This window comes from Thiothrix litoralis (assembly GCF_017901135.1).
Classification (GTDB): Bacteria; Pseudomonadota; Gammaproteobacteria; order Thiotrichales; family Thiotrichaceae; genus Thiothrix; species Thiothrix litoralis.
Genome location: NZ_CP072801.1, coordinates 107,045 through 123,010, shown reverse-complemented (window position 1 = coordinate 123,010; position 15,966 = coordinate 107,045). Strand labels below are relative to the sequence as shown.

General features: G+C 53.1%; 16 protein-coding genes. 9 read left to right on the top strand and 7 right to left on the bottom strand.

What is annotated here, in order from left to right; genetic code table 11:
* Window positions 1–3: 3 nt before the first annotated feature.
* Both mgtE and J9253_RS00640 read right to left on the bottom strand, forming a co-directional pair.
* On the bottom strand, window positions 4–1,368 hold the full coding sequence (gene mgtE, locus J9253_RS00645) for a magnesium transporter (protein WP_210222842.1): 1,365 nt from the start codon (window positions 1,366–1,368) through the stop codon (window positions 4–6).
* Window positions 1,369–1,371: 3 nt separating this feature from the next.
* A complete protein-coding gene (locus J9253_RS00640; protein ID WP_210222841.1) occupies window positions 1,372–2,706 on the bottom strand; it encodes a hemolysin family protein in 1,335 nt (444 codons plus the stop codon).
* 225 nt (window positions 2,707–2,931) lie between these two features.
* Between J9253_RS00640 and J9253_RS00635 the strand changes: the two genes are divergently transcribed.
* From J9253_RS00635 to J9253_RS00615, 5 genes are all read left to right on the top strand, one after another.
* Window positions 2,932–4,113 carry a DUF481 domain-containing protein gene (locus J9253_RS00635; RefSeq protein WP_210222840.1) on the top strand — a complete coding sequence of 394 codons (1,182 nt, stop codon included), beginning with the start codon at window positions 2,932–2,934 and terminating at the stop codon, window positions 4,111–4,113.
* Window positions 4,114–4,290: 177 nt separating this feature from the next.
* Window positions 4,291–4,926 carry a paraquat-inducible protein A gene (locus tag J9253_RS00630; protein WP_210222839.1) on the top strand — a complete coding sequence of 212 codons (636 nt, stop codon included), beginning with the start codon at window positions 4,291–4,293 and terminating at the stop codon, window positions 4,924–4,926.
* A complete protein-coding gene (locus J9253_RS00625; protein ID WP_210222838.1) occupies window positions 4,910–5,566 on the top strand; it encodes a paraquat-inducible protein A in 657 nt (218 codons plus the stop codon). Before J9253_RS00630 ends, J9253_RS00625 begins: the two co-directional genes overlap by 17 nt.
* Window positions 5,563–7,239: a PqiB family protein gene (locus tag J9253_RS00620; RefSeq protein WP_210222837.1), complete on the top strand. Its 1,677-nt coding sequence runs from the start codon at window positions 5,563–5,565 to the stop codon at window positions 7,237–7,239. The genes J9253_RS00625 and J9253_RS00620 overlap by 4 nt, the downstream gene beginning before the upstream one ends.
* Before the next feature lie 15 nt (window positions 7,240–7,254).
* Window positions 7,255–7,845, top strand: a complete 591-nt coding sequence (locus J9253_RS00615) for a PqiC family protein (RefSeq protein ID WP_210222836.1) — start codon at window positions 7,255–7,257, stop codon at window positions 7,843–7,845.
* Here J9253_RS00615 and J9253_RS00610 read toward each other — a convergent pair.
* Genes J9253_RS00610 through J9253_RS00600 form a run of 3 tightly spaced genes read right to left on the bottom strand, consistent with a single transcriptional unit; the run spans window position 7,842 to window position 9,554 of the window.
* Window positions 7,842–8,732: a mechanosensitive ion channel family protein gene (locus tag J9253_RS00610; protein WP_210222835.1), complete on the bottom strand. Its 891-nt coding sequence runs from the start codon at window positions 8,730–8,732 to the stop codon at window positions 7,842–7,844. The genes J9253_RS00615 and J9253_RS00610 overlap by 4 nt on opposite strands.
* On the bottom strand, window positions 8,719–8,964 hold the full coding sequence (locus J9253_RS00605) for a hypothetical protein (protein WP_210222834.1): 246 nt from the start codon (window positions 8,962–8,964) through the stop codon (window positions 8,719–8,721). Before J9253_RS00605 ends, J9253_RS00610 begins: the two co-directional genes overlap by 14 nt.
* 5 nt (window positions 8,965–8,969) lie before the next feature.
* Window positions 8,970–9,554, bottom strand: coding sequence for an RNA polymerase sigma factor (locus tag J9253_RS00600; RefSeq protein WP_210222833.1), 585 nt, complete (start codon window positions 9,552–9,554; stop codon window positions 8,970–8,972).
* A 166-nt stretch (window positions 9,555–9,720) separates the two neighbouring features.
* Here J9253_RS00600 and J9253_RS00595 point away from each other — a divergent pair, with 166 nt between their 5' ends.
* Window positions 9,721–11,676 (top strand): amylosucrase, encoded by a 1,956-nt coding sequence (locus J9253_RS00595; RefSeq protein WP_210222832.1) that lies wholly within the window; start codon window positions 9,721–9,723, stop codon window positions 11,674–11,676.
* A 7-nt stretch (window positions 11,677–11,683) separates the two neighbouring features.
* Here the strand turns inward: J9253_RS00595 and J9253_RS00590 are convergent, their stop codons facing one another.
* A complete protein-coding gene (locus tag J9253_RS00590; protein WP_210222831.1) occupies window positions 11,684–12,550 on the bottom strand; it encodes a universal stress protein in 867 nt (288 codons plus the stop codon).
* 11 nt (window positions 12,551–12,561) lie between these two features.
* Window positions 12,562–14,037, bottom strand: coding sequence for a SulP family inorganic anion transporter (locus tag J9253_RS00585; RefSeq protein WP_210222830.1), 1,476 nt, complete (start codon window positions 14,035–14,037; stop codon window positions 12,562–12,564).
* Between the two features lie 136 nt (window positions 14,038–14,173).
* Here J9253_RS00585 and J9253_RS00580 point away from each other — a divergent pair, with 136 nt between their 5' ends.
* The 3 genes from J9253_RS00580 to J9253_RS00570 all read left to right on the top strand — a co-directional run bounded on the left by J9253_RS00580 (window position 14,174) and on the right by J9253_RS00570 (window position 15,921).
* On the top strand, window positions 14,174–14,647 hold the full coding sequence (locus J9253_RS00580; RefSeq protein ID WP_210222829.1) for a hypothetical protein: 474 nt from the start codon (window positions 14,174–14,176) through the stop codon (window positions 14,645–14,647).
* A gap of 113 nt (window positions 14,648–14,760) precedes the next feature.
* Window positions 14,761–15,231, top strand: coding sequence for a hypothetical protein (locus J9253_RS00575; RefSeq protein ID WP_210222828.1), 471 nt, complete (start codon window positions 14,761–14,763; stop codon window positions 15,229–15,231).
* Between the two features lie 3 nt (window positions 15,232–15,234).
* A complete protein-coding gene (locus J9253_RS00570; RefSeq protein ID WP_210222827.1) occupies window positions 15,235–15,921 on the top strand; it encodes a hypothetical protein in 687 nt (228 codons plus the stop codon).
* Window positions 15,922–15,966: the final 45 nt, after the last annotated feature.

Below are 15,966 nucleotides of genomic sequence, written 5' to 3'. Positions count from 1 at the left end.
ACCTCATAGCAACAGCCACGTTGCCAAGCCGAGAAAGCTCATAAAGCCTACCACATCCGTCACGGTAGTAAGGATAACCGACCCCGATAAGGCAGGGTCAATACCCATACGTTCCAGTACCAAAGGCACCGACAGCCCAGCGATAGCAGCGGCAAATTGATTGATGATCATCGCCGCCGCCAACACACCCGCGAGCTTGGGGTCATGGAACCACAGCCAAGCAATCAGCCCGACCACCATTGCCCACACTACCCCGTTAATACCTGCAATCACCACCTCCTTGATCGCCAGCCAGCGGGTATTAGCCACACTGATTTGACCCAGCGCCAAACCCCGAATCGCAAGTGTCAGGGTTTGACTACCCGCAATGCCACCCATGCTGGCCACAATCGGCATCAGCACCGCCAGCGCCACCAGTTTTTCCAGCGTGGCAGCAAACAAGCCAATTACTGAGGAAGCCAGAAACGCGGTGAGCAGATTAATCCCCAGCCAAAACATGCGGCGTTTGGCGGAAGGAATAATCGGGGCAAACAGATCTTCATCCTCATTCAGACCTGCCATGTGCATGACCTGATGGTCAGCCAGTTCGCGAATAATATCGAGGGCATCGTCAACCGCAATGCGCCCGACCAATTTACCGTCGTCATCCACCACGGCAATGGATTCGGTTTCGCGTTCCTCAAACAAATTCACCCAGTCTTCGCTCAAATCCAGCACGCCTACTTTGTCAGCATCCGCTTGCATGACATCGGCCACGCGCTTGCTACCATCCCCGGTCAGCAGGCTGCTGAGGGAAAGCTTGCCTTGGTAATAGCCTTCCCGGTCAATCACCATCAGGCCGTCGGTGTGCGGGGGCAAGGCATCCAGCCGTTTGAGGTAACGCGCCACCACATCCAGCGTGATGTCGGCGCGGATGGCAATCCATTCGGTATCCATGTAACGCCCGGCGGATTCTTCCGGGTACTGGCGGCGCTGCTGGATGGCGCTGCGTTCGCCTTCGGTCAGGGATTTGAGGATAACCCCAGCCAAGCGATCAGAAACGGATTCCAGCAAATCCACTTGCTCCGCCACTTCCATTTCCCGGATGGCGTGGATAACGCTTTCCTCTGGCAAGGTTTCCAGCAGGTTGTTGCGTACCCCATCATCGAGTTCTTCCAGCACGTCGGCCTGACAGGTAGCCGGGATGAACTCCCAGATGTAACGGCGTTCGCGGGGTGGCAGCGATTCCAGCAGGTGGGCAACCTCTACTTCATCCTGTGCCTGTAAAAAATCGCGGATGCCTTGCGGTTCATTGCGCTCGTGTAAATCAATCACCAACGCAATCGGGTCGAATTCGGCATGGTTTCGGGTGGGCGTGCTGCTCGTCATGAATCAAATATCCGTTGGTGAAAAAGTATCAGCGTTAATGGCTTCCAAGCGTACTTTATCGACGCGATGCCCATTCAAGGACATCACCTTGAGTTGGAAACCACAGCAATCAATCGTGTCTCCAGCCTCCGGGATGCGTTGCAGCTTCAACATGAACAGGCCAGACAGGGTATTGGCATCCAGATCGTCGGGGACATCCACACCCAAAGCTTTTTCCATATCACTGACAGGCAAGAGGCCATGCGCTTCCCATACGCCCTCTTCAATCTGGGTAATCGGGTATTCGGATTCGTTTTCATCCATTTCATCAGCGATTTCACCGACGATTTCTTCCAGCAAGTCTTCCAGCGTCAGTTGACCGACAAACGCGCCGTACTCGTCCACCACAAAGGCCATGTGATCTTGCTGGCTGCGCATGGTGTCGAACAAACGCGCCACCGGCAGGGTTTCTGGCACTACCAGCGGGGGACGGATGTAGTCATGCAGGTGTTCCCACGGCTTTTCCTTGCCATCCAGCATGGCATTGAACAGGTCTTTGGTCAGCAATAAGCCGAGCAGATTATCGGTATCACCATCCACCACCGGGAAGCGTGAGTGCGAGGTGCGTCGAATCATCGCCATGTTTTCCTCTGGCGTATGCTGGATATTCAGCATATCGGTCTCCTGCGTGGACACCATGACTTCTTGCACCGTGCGTTCGTCGAATTTGAACAGGTTGTGCAGCATTTCAGCCTGTCCGGTTTCGATAGCACCATGTTCGCCGGACACCCCAATCATGTCCCGCAGCTCTTCCCCCGTCATGACATCGGCGTGGGAAGCTTCTTCCACCCCAAAACGATTCAGGATGAAAGAGGTCGTCAGGCTCAGCAGGCGATTCAGCGGCCAAGCCATCAGATAAAATCCCTGTAACGGGTAAGCCACCCACAAGGACATCGGCTCCGGCTTGCGGATCGCAAAGGTTTTCGGCACTTGCTCACCCACCACAATATGCAGCGACGAGAACAGCAAAAAGCCCAACAGGAAGGAACTGGTATGCAAAGTATCTTCCGACATTCCCCATTCACGGAACAAGGGTTCCAGCAAGGCAGCAATGGCAGGCTCACCGACCCAGCCCAACCCGAGGGAGGCCATGGTAATACCCAACTGGCAGGCGGCGAGGTAGGATTCCAGATTCCCCAGAATCTTGCGGATCAGCACTGCCGAGCGGATGCCCTGATTGGCCAGTTGGTCAATACGCACGCTTTTAGCCTTGACGAGCGCAAATTCAGCAGCGACAAAAAAACCATTAATTATGAGTAACAAGACCGCAATGGTCAGGCTTGTCAGCGGATTATCCATTTGTTTTTTCCAGCATAAGTGAGCAAAAGTAGTTCGACAAATTCAGCAGCAGTAAAGTCACACCGTAGACAATGCAGCCCGTAACTTACATTTTTTTGAAAAAAGTTGTGACTTTATTACAACATGGTGCGTCTTACCTACAAGTGACGCAGAAAAACCACTATAATAGTGGTAACTACGAAACATTTTTCGGTAAGTTTTATGAAAATTTATGGAGATTAGAACATGAAAAAGCACATTCTGACATTAAGCGTTGCCGCTGCGGTTTTGGGCGTAACTGCCCCTGCAATGGCTGATGTTACCCTGTATGACTATGAACAGCCAACCAGCGCCTATGAAGATGCCTATGTATCAGGCCGCCTGAACGTCAACAGCGGCAACCAAGATCAAACCAGCCACGATCTGAACATTGACATGAACTACGATCGCGTTTTCAGCTCGCCTGATCGCGACATCAATATCACTGGCGATTTGCAAGGTTCTTCCAAGCGCGGCTCTAATGCAGGCGATGATACCCAAGAAAACTACATTGGCACTGGCGCGGTTGGCATGAACAAATATTTCCAGCCAAACAGTAAAGGCGCATTCTGGTATACCGACGGTGAAATCGGCGTCAAAAAAGGCGCGGATGATCCACGTGTCAAAGTCGGCGCAGGTGTCGGTTATGGTCGGGTTGTGAATGTCACCCCAATGGCACAGGCTATGCGTCTGGTAGAAGCCCTGCGTGACAAAAACAAGCTGAGCGGCGACCTGAGCAAGGCTGAATACAACCAAATTGCCAACATCATTGCCAAAGAAAGCGAATACCGCGCCAAGTACGGGGCTGCCGATTACCAGCAAAACTGGATTGCCGATATGGAAGCAGTCATGAAAGCTTCCGGTAAAACCAATGGCGAGCTGGGGGCAGTCGGTATCCTGAAGTCCTACGACGTGCTGGTCAACGAACGCATTTCCACCCGTAAATACGGCTGGCTGGTCAAAGCTGGCCTGAGCGAAGTGCTCAAGGACTATGACGGTGGCAATACCAAGCCAGCACTTGATGTTGCTGCGGAATACCATAAGCCTTTGAGCAACCGTACCCAGTTCTCCAATGAAGCGTCTGCCTCCGCCATTTTGCGTGATAACGACAAAAGCTACACCGCGAACAACAACATGAGCTTGACGCATGAAGTATCTGACCGGATTGACTGGCTGAATAGCTGGGCAGTGAATTATGACCACAATGACACCACAGGTCAGGACACTACCACCAACGCAGCAAGCTCTACTTACCGTTACTACCTCAGCAACAAGCTAGCGTTTGACACCGTAGCAGCACTGACCAAGGTAGATGATGACATCGGCGGCAATGGTAACGACGAAGTGGACAAGTCCTTGTTCATGGGTGTCACTTACCGCCTGAAATAACCACATTTTTCATCACGTTTTGTTCGTCTGACGTTATGGTTTCCTGTCAAGAGCCAGCGTCGGCTGGGGGGGCTTAGGCTCCCCCATTTTGATTCTCCCACTGCTATATTTTATTACCCCGAATTCTATTACACTGATTCAAGTTTTAAATGGATGGCTATATGCCCAAATTTTTTCATGAGTGATCTTCCTGATGTTGCCTGCCCCGAATGCGGCCAGTTACACCGTTATCGCCCTATTGCAGCGGGTAAAACAGCCTATTGCACTTTTTGCGGCGAAACCCTGTACCGTAACCGCCCCAACATGGTTGATGCCGTCATGGCATTGACGCTGGCAGGGCTGATTCTGTTTGCGTTGACTAATCTGTTTCCCCTGCTGGGGCTGCGAGCACAAGGCCAGGAGCAGGAAATGCACCTGTTTGGCGCCAGCGTGGCGTTCTGGAATCAGGAATACCGGCTTGTGGCAGTGTTGATCGTGCTGAATATTATCGTATTCCCCTTGTTTGAGTTGCTGGCGCTATTGGTGGTGACACTGACCATCCGCAACCGCTGGGAATCGTCATTCGCCATTTTTCTGTACCGCTGGATGCGCGAGATCAAGCCGTGGGGAATGCTGGAAATTTTCATGCTGGGGGTGCTGGTTTCCGTCGTCAAGCTGGGCGACGTAGCAACCCTGATTATTGGTACGTCATTGTGGTCGTTTGCAGGGCTGATTTTCACAATGGCGGCGGCAAGCGCCATGCTCGACCCCTTCACCGTCTGGCGTGAGCTGGACAAAACCCGCAAGGTAAAGCCGCATGAGCAACGCATCTGAGTTACATACCGCCCGTGAAGCGGGATTGGTGCAGTGCCAGGTTTGTGGCAACCTGAGCAAACAACCTGCACACTTGGGCAAGTATGAGGTTATGTCCTGCCCCCGTTGCGGCGCTCGCATCCAGCGGCGGGAACACAATAACAGCGTGGAAGTGACGTGGGCATTACTGATTGCTTCCATCATCCTGTATATTCCCGCCAACATGCTGCCCGTGATGAGTGTTTACATGCTGGGGCAAGGGCAGCCTGACACCATTATCAGTGGCGTATTGCATTTGCTGGAAGCCGGGCAGTGGCCGTTGGCACTGATCGTGTTTGTTGCCAGTGTGTTTGTACCCTTACTGAAACTGTTTTCCATCGCATTCCTGTTGATCAGCATCCAGCGTAAGTCACGCTGGCGTCAGCATGACCGGATGCGCTTATACAAAATTACCGAATACGTGGGGCGTTGGTCAATGGTCGACGTATTCGTGATTGCCATTCTCGCCGGGCTGGTGCAGTTTGGCAATCTCGCCCGTATTGAGGCGAATGCTGGGGCTTTTTCGTTTGCAGCAGTGGTGGTTCTGACCATGTTTGCGGCGCGGATGCTGGATGAACATTTGATCTGGGATATTTCCCGCAAAGAGGAGCCTGTTGCATGAGCAACCCTGTCGGACAACCTGATACCTTGCCTGATGTCGAGGTACGTGAAGAACGTGGCCTATCGCCCGTCTGGCTGATTCCGCTGGCGGCGGTATTGATTGGCGCGTGGCTAATGTTCCAGACCTGGAATGAGAAGGGCCCCAGCATTACGGTGCAATTCCCCAGTGCCGAGGGCATCGAGGCCGGTAAAACCGAAGTGCGCTACAAGGCCGTTACCGTTGGTAAACTACGTACACTGCGCCTGAGCGATGATCTACAAACCATTGAAGCCACGTTAGAACTTAATAAGGAAATTGGTCGGCATCTGGGTAGTGATGCGCGTTTCTGGGTTGTCAGCCCCCGCGTCAACCGTTCGGGGGTTTCTGGCTTAAGCACTTTCTTTTCAGGCACTTACGTTGGCATGAACCCCGGCACGAATACCGATGACCAAAGTTTCTATGTCGGGGAAGACCGCCCACCCGTGATTGCTCCTTCTGAAAGTGGCAAACGCTTCTTCCTGTTGTCCGACTCCTTGGGTTCGATGGATGTGGGTGCACCGGTTTTCTACAAGCAATTACAGGTTGGTGAGGTCATCGACTACCAATTGTTGCAAGATACCAGTCAGGTACGCATGGAAGTTTTTGTGCGTGACCCATACTTCGATTTCGTGCGCACCACGAGCCGTTTCTGGAACGCCAGCGGTGCCGAATTCAAAATGAGTGCTGCCGGGGCAGAATTCCGCATGGAATCACTGGCCTCCTTACTGATTGGGGGGATTGCCTTTGAAACCCCCACCTCCCTGTCTACTGGAGAAATCAGCAAGGATGGGGACACGTTTCCACTGTACAACAAGTACTCCGATACGCAGGAAAAGCAGTTTACCCAACGCCTGTATTACGTGATGTATTTCAAAGGATCAGTACGCGGCTTAAGCGTCGGCGCACCTCTGGAATTCCAAGGCATCCCAGTGGGGCAAGTCGAAAATATCGACATCAGAATGGACAGGAAATCATTGGATGTAAAAGTCCCGATATTGGTATCCATCCAGCCACAAAACTTTGACCCCGAGATTGGTCAAGGCGAAGCTGAAACAGCCATGAATAAATTGGTAGAAAAAGGGTTACGCGCCAAACTGGAAACCGGCAGCTTGCTCACAGGCCAAAAGCTCATCACCTTAAGCATAGAACCAGATGTAAAACCGGAAAAAATCGTCAAAACCCAGTTCTACAGCGAATTCCCGACGGCGGGTTCTGCGTTTGATAATCTGCCCCTGATGGCAACCGACATCATGGCCAGCTTGCAAGAAACACTGGATAGCATCCAGAAACTGGTCAAAAGCGGCAAACTCGACAAAACCGTGGATAACGTCAACGGCGTACTGACAGAAGCCGAAAAAACCATCAATGCAGCCAAGGATGCCATCAAAGCTGCCGAACAAGCGATCAAAACGGTCGACAAAAACACCTTACCCAGCGTCACCAAAGACGTGAACCAGATCACCATTGATTTGGGTAAAACCCTGCAAAAAATTCAGGGGTCAATGGCACAGGTTGACCGCATGACTGCACAGAACTCACCCACCCAGTTCCAGTTAAAGGAAATGCTGGAAGAAGTGACTTCGGCTTCCCGCTCAGTGCGTAGCCTGACCGAAACCCTGCAACGGAACCCATCCTCGCTGATCCGGGGCAAGTAAAGGAACATGATGATTATGTTGAACAAGAAAACGGTATTGTTGCTAGCCTTGTCATTGACCTTGGCTGCCTGCTCCAGCACCCCGACGCTGTACCACACGCTGGCGGCAGGTTCCGCAGGGGCGGAAGTCGCCAGCGCCACTTCCCAACGCATCAAAAGCCTGGGGGTAGGCCCCATCAACCTGCCTACCCTGCTGGACCGCGAAGGCATGGTGATCCGCAAGGATACCACCACGGTGGAAGTCTCCGACGATCATCTATGGGGTGGGCAACTCGAAGACGAGTTCCTGAGTGCGCTGTCGCAGCAATTGCAATTACGCCTGCCTGCCACGCGGGTGCAAACCATCCCGTGGGAAATCAGCCAAACGCCGCAATATCAGGTAGTGGTCAAACTCGATCAGTTTGATGGAATGCCCGGCGACAAAGCCGCCTTACGCGGGCTATGGCAACTTCAAGCGGGTGATGATGGCAAGATCCTGACCACCGAGCCAGTCGCGCTGGAACGTAAAGTCACCGAACCCGGTGTCGATGCCGTGGTCAAGGCGCAAAGCACCTTGGTTGCCGATCTCGCCAACCAGATCGTGCGGGGGCTGGCAGCAGCACCTTAATCCTGTTCAGCACTAGCCTCTGGTTGCGTCACCCGCACCAGATGCTGGAACAAATGGCTGTTGGGAATGGAAATGAGTTTACCATCAGCCATTTCCAGCAGCGTACTCTGTGCCTGCACTTCACGTAAAACACCGTTGTATTCACTGAAACCGATCTCCTGCCCCGGCGTAAAACTTTCACGCGCATAAAAACCGGCGACCAGATTATGCGCCATCTCACGCCCCCCCAACCCTACCGCCAAGGCAATCGCCAGCCCCATCGACGCAATAATGGTGATCAACACGGTGTAGAGCAATTGCGTGTCCATCCCCATCTGCCCCAGCGCCACCACGATGGTAATCGCCACGGTCAGGCCATACACCAAACCGCCAATGGTTTTGGTTGACGTTAACCCAAGACTGCCACTGCTACCCTGCACTGCCTGACGCAAGAAATTGGCGACCACAAAACCGAACACCACAATAATGATCGCCGCAATAATTTTGGGCAGGAAATTGACAAAACTGGCCATGAGCTGAGTCAACTCACGGATCCCCAGCAATTCAGAAGCAGGCATCAACGTAGCAAAAAATACCAGCCAGAACACCACTTTACCAATCAAGCGCGAAGGTGTGCTGGTCAAACCACCTTCCGACATCATCGCATCGACCCCGGCATTGCGACTGAGTTTGTCTATGCCCATTTTGTGCAGCACCGAACGGGTAATCATCGACAGCACGATCCCAATCAGCAAGCCGACGAACAAAATCAGTACAGCAGCAATCGCTTTCGGCAAAAAGGCTACCAGCAAATCCCACTGTGAAAACAGCGGCTCCAACAAGCGTTTATTGAACAGCTCATCAAACTTGAGCAAGTCGCTAAACTGGCTAGGTTCACTTGGATTCATGGTTATTGTCCTTCGGGTTAGCGACCGCTGCGTGCACTACCGCACCAAACAGTTGAAAAAAGGCAAGTGACAAGAAGCCAGCAAACTGAAACAGATCACGCAACGACAATTCCGCCCGTGACCGCTTCAGGATGCGGCTGATACGCTGCGTTGAAGTGGCTTTACGGGTATTCGCCGCTTGTTGCCACAGGGTACGCAATTCCTGTTCGAGTTGTTCGTGTGGGTCATTCATAATGATTACAGGCACAATTTTTCATACAGTTTCTTGAATTGCTCCATTGCACGGTAAAACCGCATTTTGGTGGCGCTCAGTTTGGTATCCAGCGTGCTGGCAATGTCTTCCAGCGACAATTCGCCCATAAAGCGCAGGCTGAGGATTTCGCTTTCGGCAGGGCGCATTTCACCCAGCGTCTTTTGTACACAGTCCTGTTCTTGCGTGGCGCTGTAATCATCCTGCGGAGTGTGTTCATCCACCAACAGGTTGTCAAACAGGCTGCCACCATCGCCGTCATCCGTGTCGCGCACAAAGTGTTTACGCTTTTCCACCGCGCTGTGGCATTGGTTCATGGCAATGCGGTACAGCCAGGTTTTGAACTGTGCACGGCCTTCAAACTGGGGCAGAGCATGAAACACTCGCATGAATACATCTTGCGTGACATCCTCTGCCTCCTCTTCCGTGCCCAGATAGCGGCGGCACAGATTAAACACATAACGCTCGTGGCGGCGTACCACTTCACTGAAGGCATCCATGACATAGGGCAATTCAGTACGGCAACGTGCCACCAGACTTTCTTCGTCCAAATCATGAAGAACGTCACCCATAAAACATCCCTCCTTGGTAGGACGGCTCATCCTGACGAAAAGTCAAAAGAATCTCAATGTTTTTGCACAAAACAGGGCAACGCTGGAAAATCGGCGGGGAATAATGCAGACTTTGCAACGCGACCAGTCACAAAATAACGCAGCAGCACGGAACCAAAGGCCAAACATGTACGAACAAGTCTCTCACTCCCTTCTCAACGACATCCTGATCGAACTCGACCCCAGCATTCGTGGTGAGGGTTTGCGGCATTTCTACACGCGCTTGGGGGCAAATTTTTACTCCATCCACGCCTTGTTCAGCGTGCTGTACGGTAAGCGCGAAGACTTCCGCGAGCACATGCAAGGGCTGGTCGAAACCATGGCGCGGCAATACGTGTTACGCCCGGAACACTTGCGCCATTCCGACCTTGAGCGCGAAAAAGACCACAACTGGTTTTTAAACCAGCAATGGGTGGGTATGGCGCTGTATGCCGACGGTTTCGCCAAAGACCTGCCCGACCTGACCCAACGGGTCAATTACTTTCAGGAACTGGGCGTCAACCTGGTGCATCTGATGCCAATGATGCAATGCCCCAAAGGCGCGAGTGACGGCGGCTATGCCGTCAGCGATTTCCGCCAGATTGATGAGCGTTTCGGCACGTTGAAGGATTTACAGGCATTGGCGGGCGAATTACGCAAACGCGACACCTTGCTAACGCTGGACGTGGTGCTCAACCACACCTCCAACGAACACGCTTGGGCGCAACAAGCCAAAGCAGGCAGCCCGACGCATCAAGATTACTACTACATCTTCGCCAACCGCGAAGTGCCGGACATGTTTGAAGCCACCATGCCGGAAATCTTCCCCGAAAATGCCCCCGGCAATTTCACCTGGGATGAGGACATGCAAAAGTGGGTCATGACGGTCTTCAACAGCTACCAATGGGACTTGAACTACAGCAACCCGGCAGTCTTCATCGAAATTCTCGACATTATCCTGTACTGGGCGAATCAGGGTGCGGACATCCTGCGGCTGGATGCGGTGGCCTTCCTGTGGAAAAAGATCGGCAGTGTTTCCCAGAACGAGCGCGAAGCCCATCTAATACTGCAACTATTGAAGGATTGTTGCCAAGTAACTGCGCCCGGCGTGCTGTTCATTGCCGAAGCGATTGTTGCCCCGGTGGAAATCATCAAGTATTTCGGGGAAGACGCGATCAACGCCAAAGAATGCGAAATCGCCTACAACGCCACCTTCATGGCGCTGCTATGGGATGCCGCAGCCACCAAAAACGCCAAACTGCTAACTCAAGGCATCAAAAGCCTGCCCGACAAGCTGGAACGCGCCACGTGGTTGAATTACCTGCGCTGCCACGATGACATTGGTTTGGGCTTTGATGATAACGACATTCGCGCCGTCGGCTATGACCCGTATGCACACCGCCAGTTTTTGATCGACTATTTCACCGGCAAGTATGAAGATTCTCCGGCTCGCGGCCTGCCCTTCGGACACAATGACAAAACGGGCGACACGCGCATTTCCGGTTCATTGGCCTCATTGGCAGGGCTGGAAAGTGCGCTGGAAGCCAACAACCCGGAGCGGATTGACGTTGCCATTAAAACCATCGTACTCATGCACGGCATGATCATGGCGTTTGGTGGCATTCCGCTGCTGTACTACGGCGATGCCATCGGCACCTTGAATGACCGTACTTATCTGGACGACCCCGCCAAAGCCAACGACAGCCGCTGGGCGCATCGCCCGCGCATCGACTGGGAACGCGCCGAATTGCGCAAAACCCCCGGAACGGTTGAGTATCGCCTGTTTTCCGCCCTGAAAAAGATGATTGCGGTGCGCAAGGAAGTGGCAGCATTCGCCGATTTCAACAATCGCGAGCTGCTGGATGTAGGCAACCCGCATTTGTTCGTGTTTGCGCGTTTCGACACCACCCAACCGATGAACAAGGTACTGGTGGTGGCCAACTTCGACGCCCACCCGCAACACCTGAATATGGAAGATTTGGGGCGCAAGGCATTTTTCCGCCATGCCTCGGTGCGGGATTTGTATTCCGGCGAGCGCCCCGCCCTATTCAATGGCGAGTTGGTGATTCCACCCTTCCGGTTTTACTGGCTGACCGATCAGTAAGGCGCGGCTAGCGCAGTAACAGCGTCGGGATCTTCGACGCTCTTAACAAATCCGTGGTCTTGCTGCCAAACAGCAAGCTACGCCATGCCGAATGCGTGTACGCCCCCATGACTAGCATATCAATGTCGCGCTCACGTACTTGTGCCGCAATCACACTTTCCGGGTCGCCAGCCAGCAAGGCGGTGTGGGTGGTGAAACCCGCGCCTTCCAGCGTGATTTTCGCCCATTCGAGTTGCCGCCGTGCGCCCTTGCCCGGTTCGCCGGAGGTGATGACGTGAATCGGCAAGCCCACAAACAGCGGACAAGCAGCAATCAATTCCACCCCCTTGCGGGCAATGCTGCTGCCATCAAATGCAATCATCACTTGCTGCGGTGCCGTGAAAGCGGCGGTCACGGTCAGGATGGGGTGGTGCAAGGAACGGATCACCCGTTCGACATTACGCCCCAACTCACGCGGGGTGGTTTCCGCCGCTTGCCCGCGCCGACCAAGGATGAACATGCGCACGCCATCTTCCTGTTCTGCCAGCGTTTCTACCAGTGCGCCGTGACGTTGGCGTACATCGGGGGCTTCCACCCCGGCCGCCATCGCCCGTTCGCGCAAACGGTTGAGGAAAAGTCGCCCCTGTTCACGCGCTTGTTTGCTGAGGGCTGCATCCTCCTGTGAAAGTTCTTCGAGCAAGGCTTGCTGCGCATCAAAGCCAATCGCGCCACTGTGGTCGTGGGTGTTGCGAGCGCGTTCGGGGTGGCGGTCGAGGATGTGCAGGAATTCCAGCGGCAACTCCATACGGGTGGCGACCCACGCGGCGTAATCGGCGACATGTTCGGCGAAATGCGACTGATCCACGCAGGCAAGGATTTTATTGTCCGGTTTCATGGGCAAGCTCCTCAGTGATTCAACAGTTGTTCAATGGCTTCAGGTTTGTCGTGTACCCCGAAACGGTCGATGAGGGTGGCGCTGGCTTCGTTGAGGCCAACTACTTCCACCTCCGTACCCTCGCGGCGGAATTTCACCACCACCTTGTCGAGCGCCCCCACAGCCGTCAAATCCCAGAAATGGGCGCGGCTGACATCAATACGCACCCGTTCCACCACATCCTTGAAGTCGAAGGAGGCCACGAAATAATCCGCCGAAGCGAAAAACACTTGCCCCACCACCTGATATGCCCGCATCCGTCCCTCGTCTTCGGAACTGGCGCTGACATACAGCATCCGCCCCACCTTGTTGGCGAAGAAGAAACCGGAGAGCAATACCCCGACCAACACGCCTTGCGCCAGATCGTGAGTAGCCACTACCACCGCCACCGTGGCAATCATGGTGGCATTGAAACTTTTCGGGTGCTCGCGAAACTTGCGTAAGGAATCCCAATTGAAGGTGCCGATCGACACCATGATCATCACCGCCACCAAAGCCGCCATCGGGATTTGCGCCACCCAGTCGCCCATGAACACAATCATCAGCAACAAAAACACCCCCGCCACCAAGGTAGACAAACGCCCACGCCCGCCAGATTTCACATTGATCACCGACTGCCCGATCATCGCACAACCCGCCATACCGCCGAGGAAACCTGTCGCAATATTGGCAGCACCCTGCCCCACGCATTCGCGCTGCTTGCTGCTGGTGGAATCGGTCAAGTCATCGACAATCGTCGCCGTCATCAAGGATTCCAGCAACCCCACCACCGCCAGCGTCACCGCTACCGGAAAAATAATACGCAAGGTTTCCCAGTTCAACGGCACATCCGGCAGCAAGAATACTGGCAAACTATCCGGCAACGCCCCCATGTCACCCACGGTGCGAATGTCCAACCCAAACAGGATCGCCACCGCACTCAAGGCAATAATCGCCACCAACGGTGACGGCACTGCTTTAGTGATATACGGAAACAGGTAAATAATGCCCAGCCCCGCCGCTACCATTGCGTACACCATCCAGCCCCTGCCCAGCAATTCTGGCAATTGCGCCATGAAAATCAGGATAGCCAGCGCATTCACAAAGCCGACAATCACCGCCCGCGATACAAAGCGCATCAGCAAATCCAGCCGCAGCATTCCCGCGACAATCTGCAACACCCCGGTCAACAAAGTCGCCGCAAACAAGTATTGCAAGCCGTGATCTTTTACCAGCGTGACCATGACCAGCGCCATCGCGCCGGTGGCAGCCGAAATCATGCCGGGGCGACCACCTGCAAAGGCAATCACCACCGCCATACTGAACGACGCATACAGCCCGACTTTCGGGTCAACACCCGCGATAATGGAAAAAGCAATGGCTTCGGGAATCAGCGCCAAAGCAACGACAAGGCCAGCCAATAGATCATTTTTGACATTGGCGAACCAATCCTGGTGCAGGGAATTCATGGTGTTATCCGTTATATGAGGTAAATGCGCGAGGCAAAAAGGCAGAAGCAGCATTCTAGGCAAACCCGCACGCAAAATAAAGCAATAAGCACAGTCGTCGTGTATGCTACTTCCTGTTTTTTAGCTGGAGTTTTCAATGTTACGATGGTTTTTTAAGCAAAGCCTCCACATGCGCATTGCCATTATCTTTGCTCCCTTTATGTTAATTGGTGGCTATGGCTTAATGGATCTGTGGGTCACGAAAGACCAACCCAAACAGGACAAGCCTGTCGCCATGCAGCCCTTGCAATTACAGGGCGAATGCCTGTTGGCAACCAACCAGTGCAAATTACAACACGCAACCATGCAAGTCTCAATGGTACGCCTAGAATCCGGCAAGCCGGGCATCGTGCGGCTGGAAATCACCCCTAATGTTAGCGTCCGTGGCATCCAGATGTCTCTGGTACAAGCGGACACTGAACACCAACTGGTGATTGAGCCCATGAGAGGCGCAGAAGTTTGGTATGCAGAATTCCCTGAGAAATTGCTAACCCCATCCCCCTCTGTATTGCGGATAGCCTTAGCGCAGTTCGGACGCGTTTCCTATGCAGAAATTCCCCCACATTTTTAAGGAGATGGCCCTGCGGGGCCTTTTCTTGCCTTAGATCATTGCCTGCCTTGTATCCAGCCCCTATGCTAAGCGCTTATAACCATGAATGATCATAGCGCTAGAGAGAACCTTGCATGACTGGACTCGTTTTTTACTATCAGAATAAATTGCCTTGTGCCGCGTTTGGTGTCTTGGAAGCCGCCATCAAACTACACGGTAAACACAAGATCATCACAAAATTTGATGAATTTTCCATTGACGCTTATGTATTGGCAGACTCCCCTACCTCGCGTATTGTGGCCATTGACTTTGACAACACCATTACCGCCGATGTGGATTTTTACCTTGATCTGATCGACGCTTACCGTAGCCGCGACTGGGAACCGGTCGTGTGTACCTTACGCGATAATCACAATGAAAATCTGGTCGAAATTCACGACAAACTGCACGATGCAGGTATTCGGGTTTACACGACGGATGGTAAGAAAAAACGCGCCTTCATGCTTCACGAAGGGATCAGCGTGGGTATGTGGATAGACGATTACTTCCCAGCCATTACCCAGTTCGGAACCCCGCTCCTCGTCAGAAACGGAATAGAGTATTGAATTATGGAACAACTGGACGCCAGCAAAGAAATCCTCGAATGCTTTCTCAGCGGGAAATTCAAACGTATGGATTGCCCGCAATGTGAGAATACCTTCCTCACCAAAGTCTACGAGATGAAATGCTTCGACAGCGGCAAGAAACTCAACCTGAAATGCGCCGAATGCAAACGCATTTTCACCGCCGATACCGCCGATAATGCTTGGAAAAACTACGTTTTACTCGAAAAGCAGTCGCTGGGGTTGGAGTATTTTCTGGATGCCATTCAGCACCATGACCTGAAAAATGTACCCTTTGCCCGCCGAGTCGGCGTTCTAGACGAAGAGGGACAGTCACTGGATCCCTCCTGCATTCACATGTTCAGCTTTGAAGAACCCGATTACCGCATCATCTACGTCATGGAACGGCTGGAACACTTGGATGAAGCCGATGCGGAATTTTTCACTGAACACGTCCATGAAATCGACTGGATGGAACAGGTAGATCGAGCCAAAGTGTGGAATTACATCGCAGAGCGCTATAACGAAGCACTCGCCGAAGACATCCGCAAACTCTGCCAGTATTACCGTGAACATGAAAAATACCTCAGTTGGGATTTGCACGGCGACAACCTGATGAAACGCGTCAAAGACGGCACGATTGTGGTAATGGATCCGTTTGCGCCGAAGATGGGCGATTACATGGAAGAGTGAGGGTGAGCCGTAGACATATTTACAGCATATTGCTGTGTCCGGCTC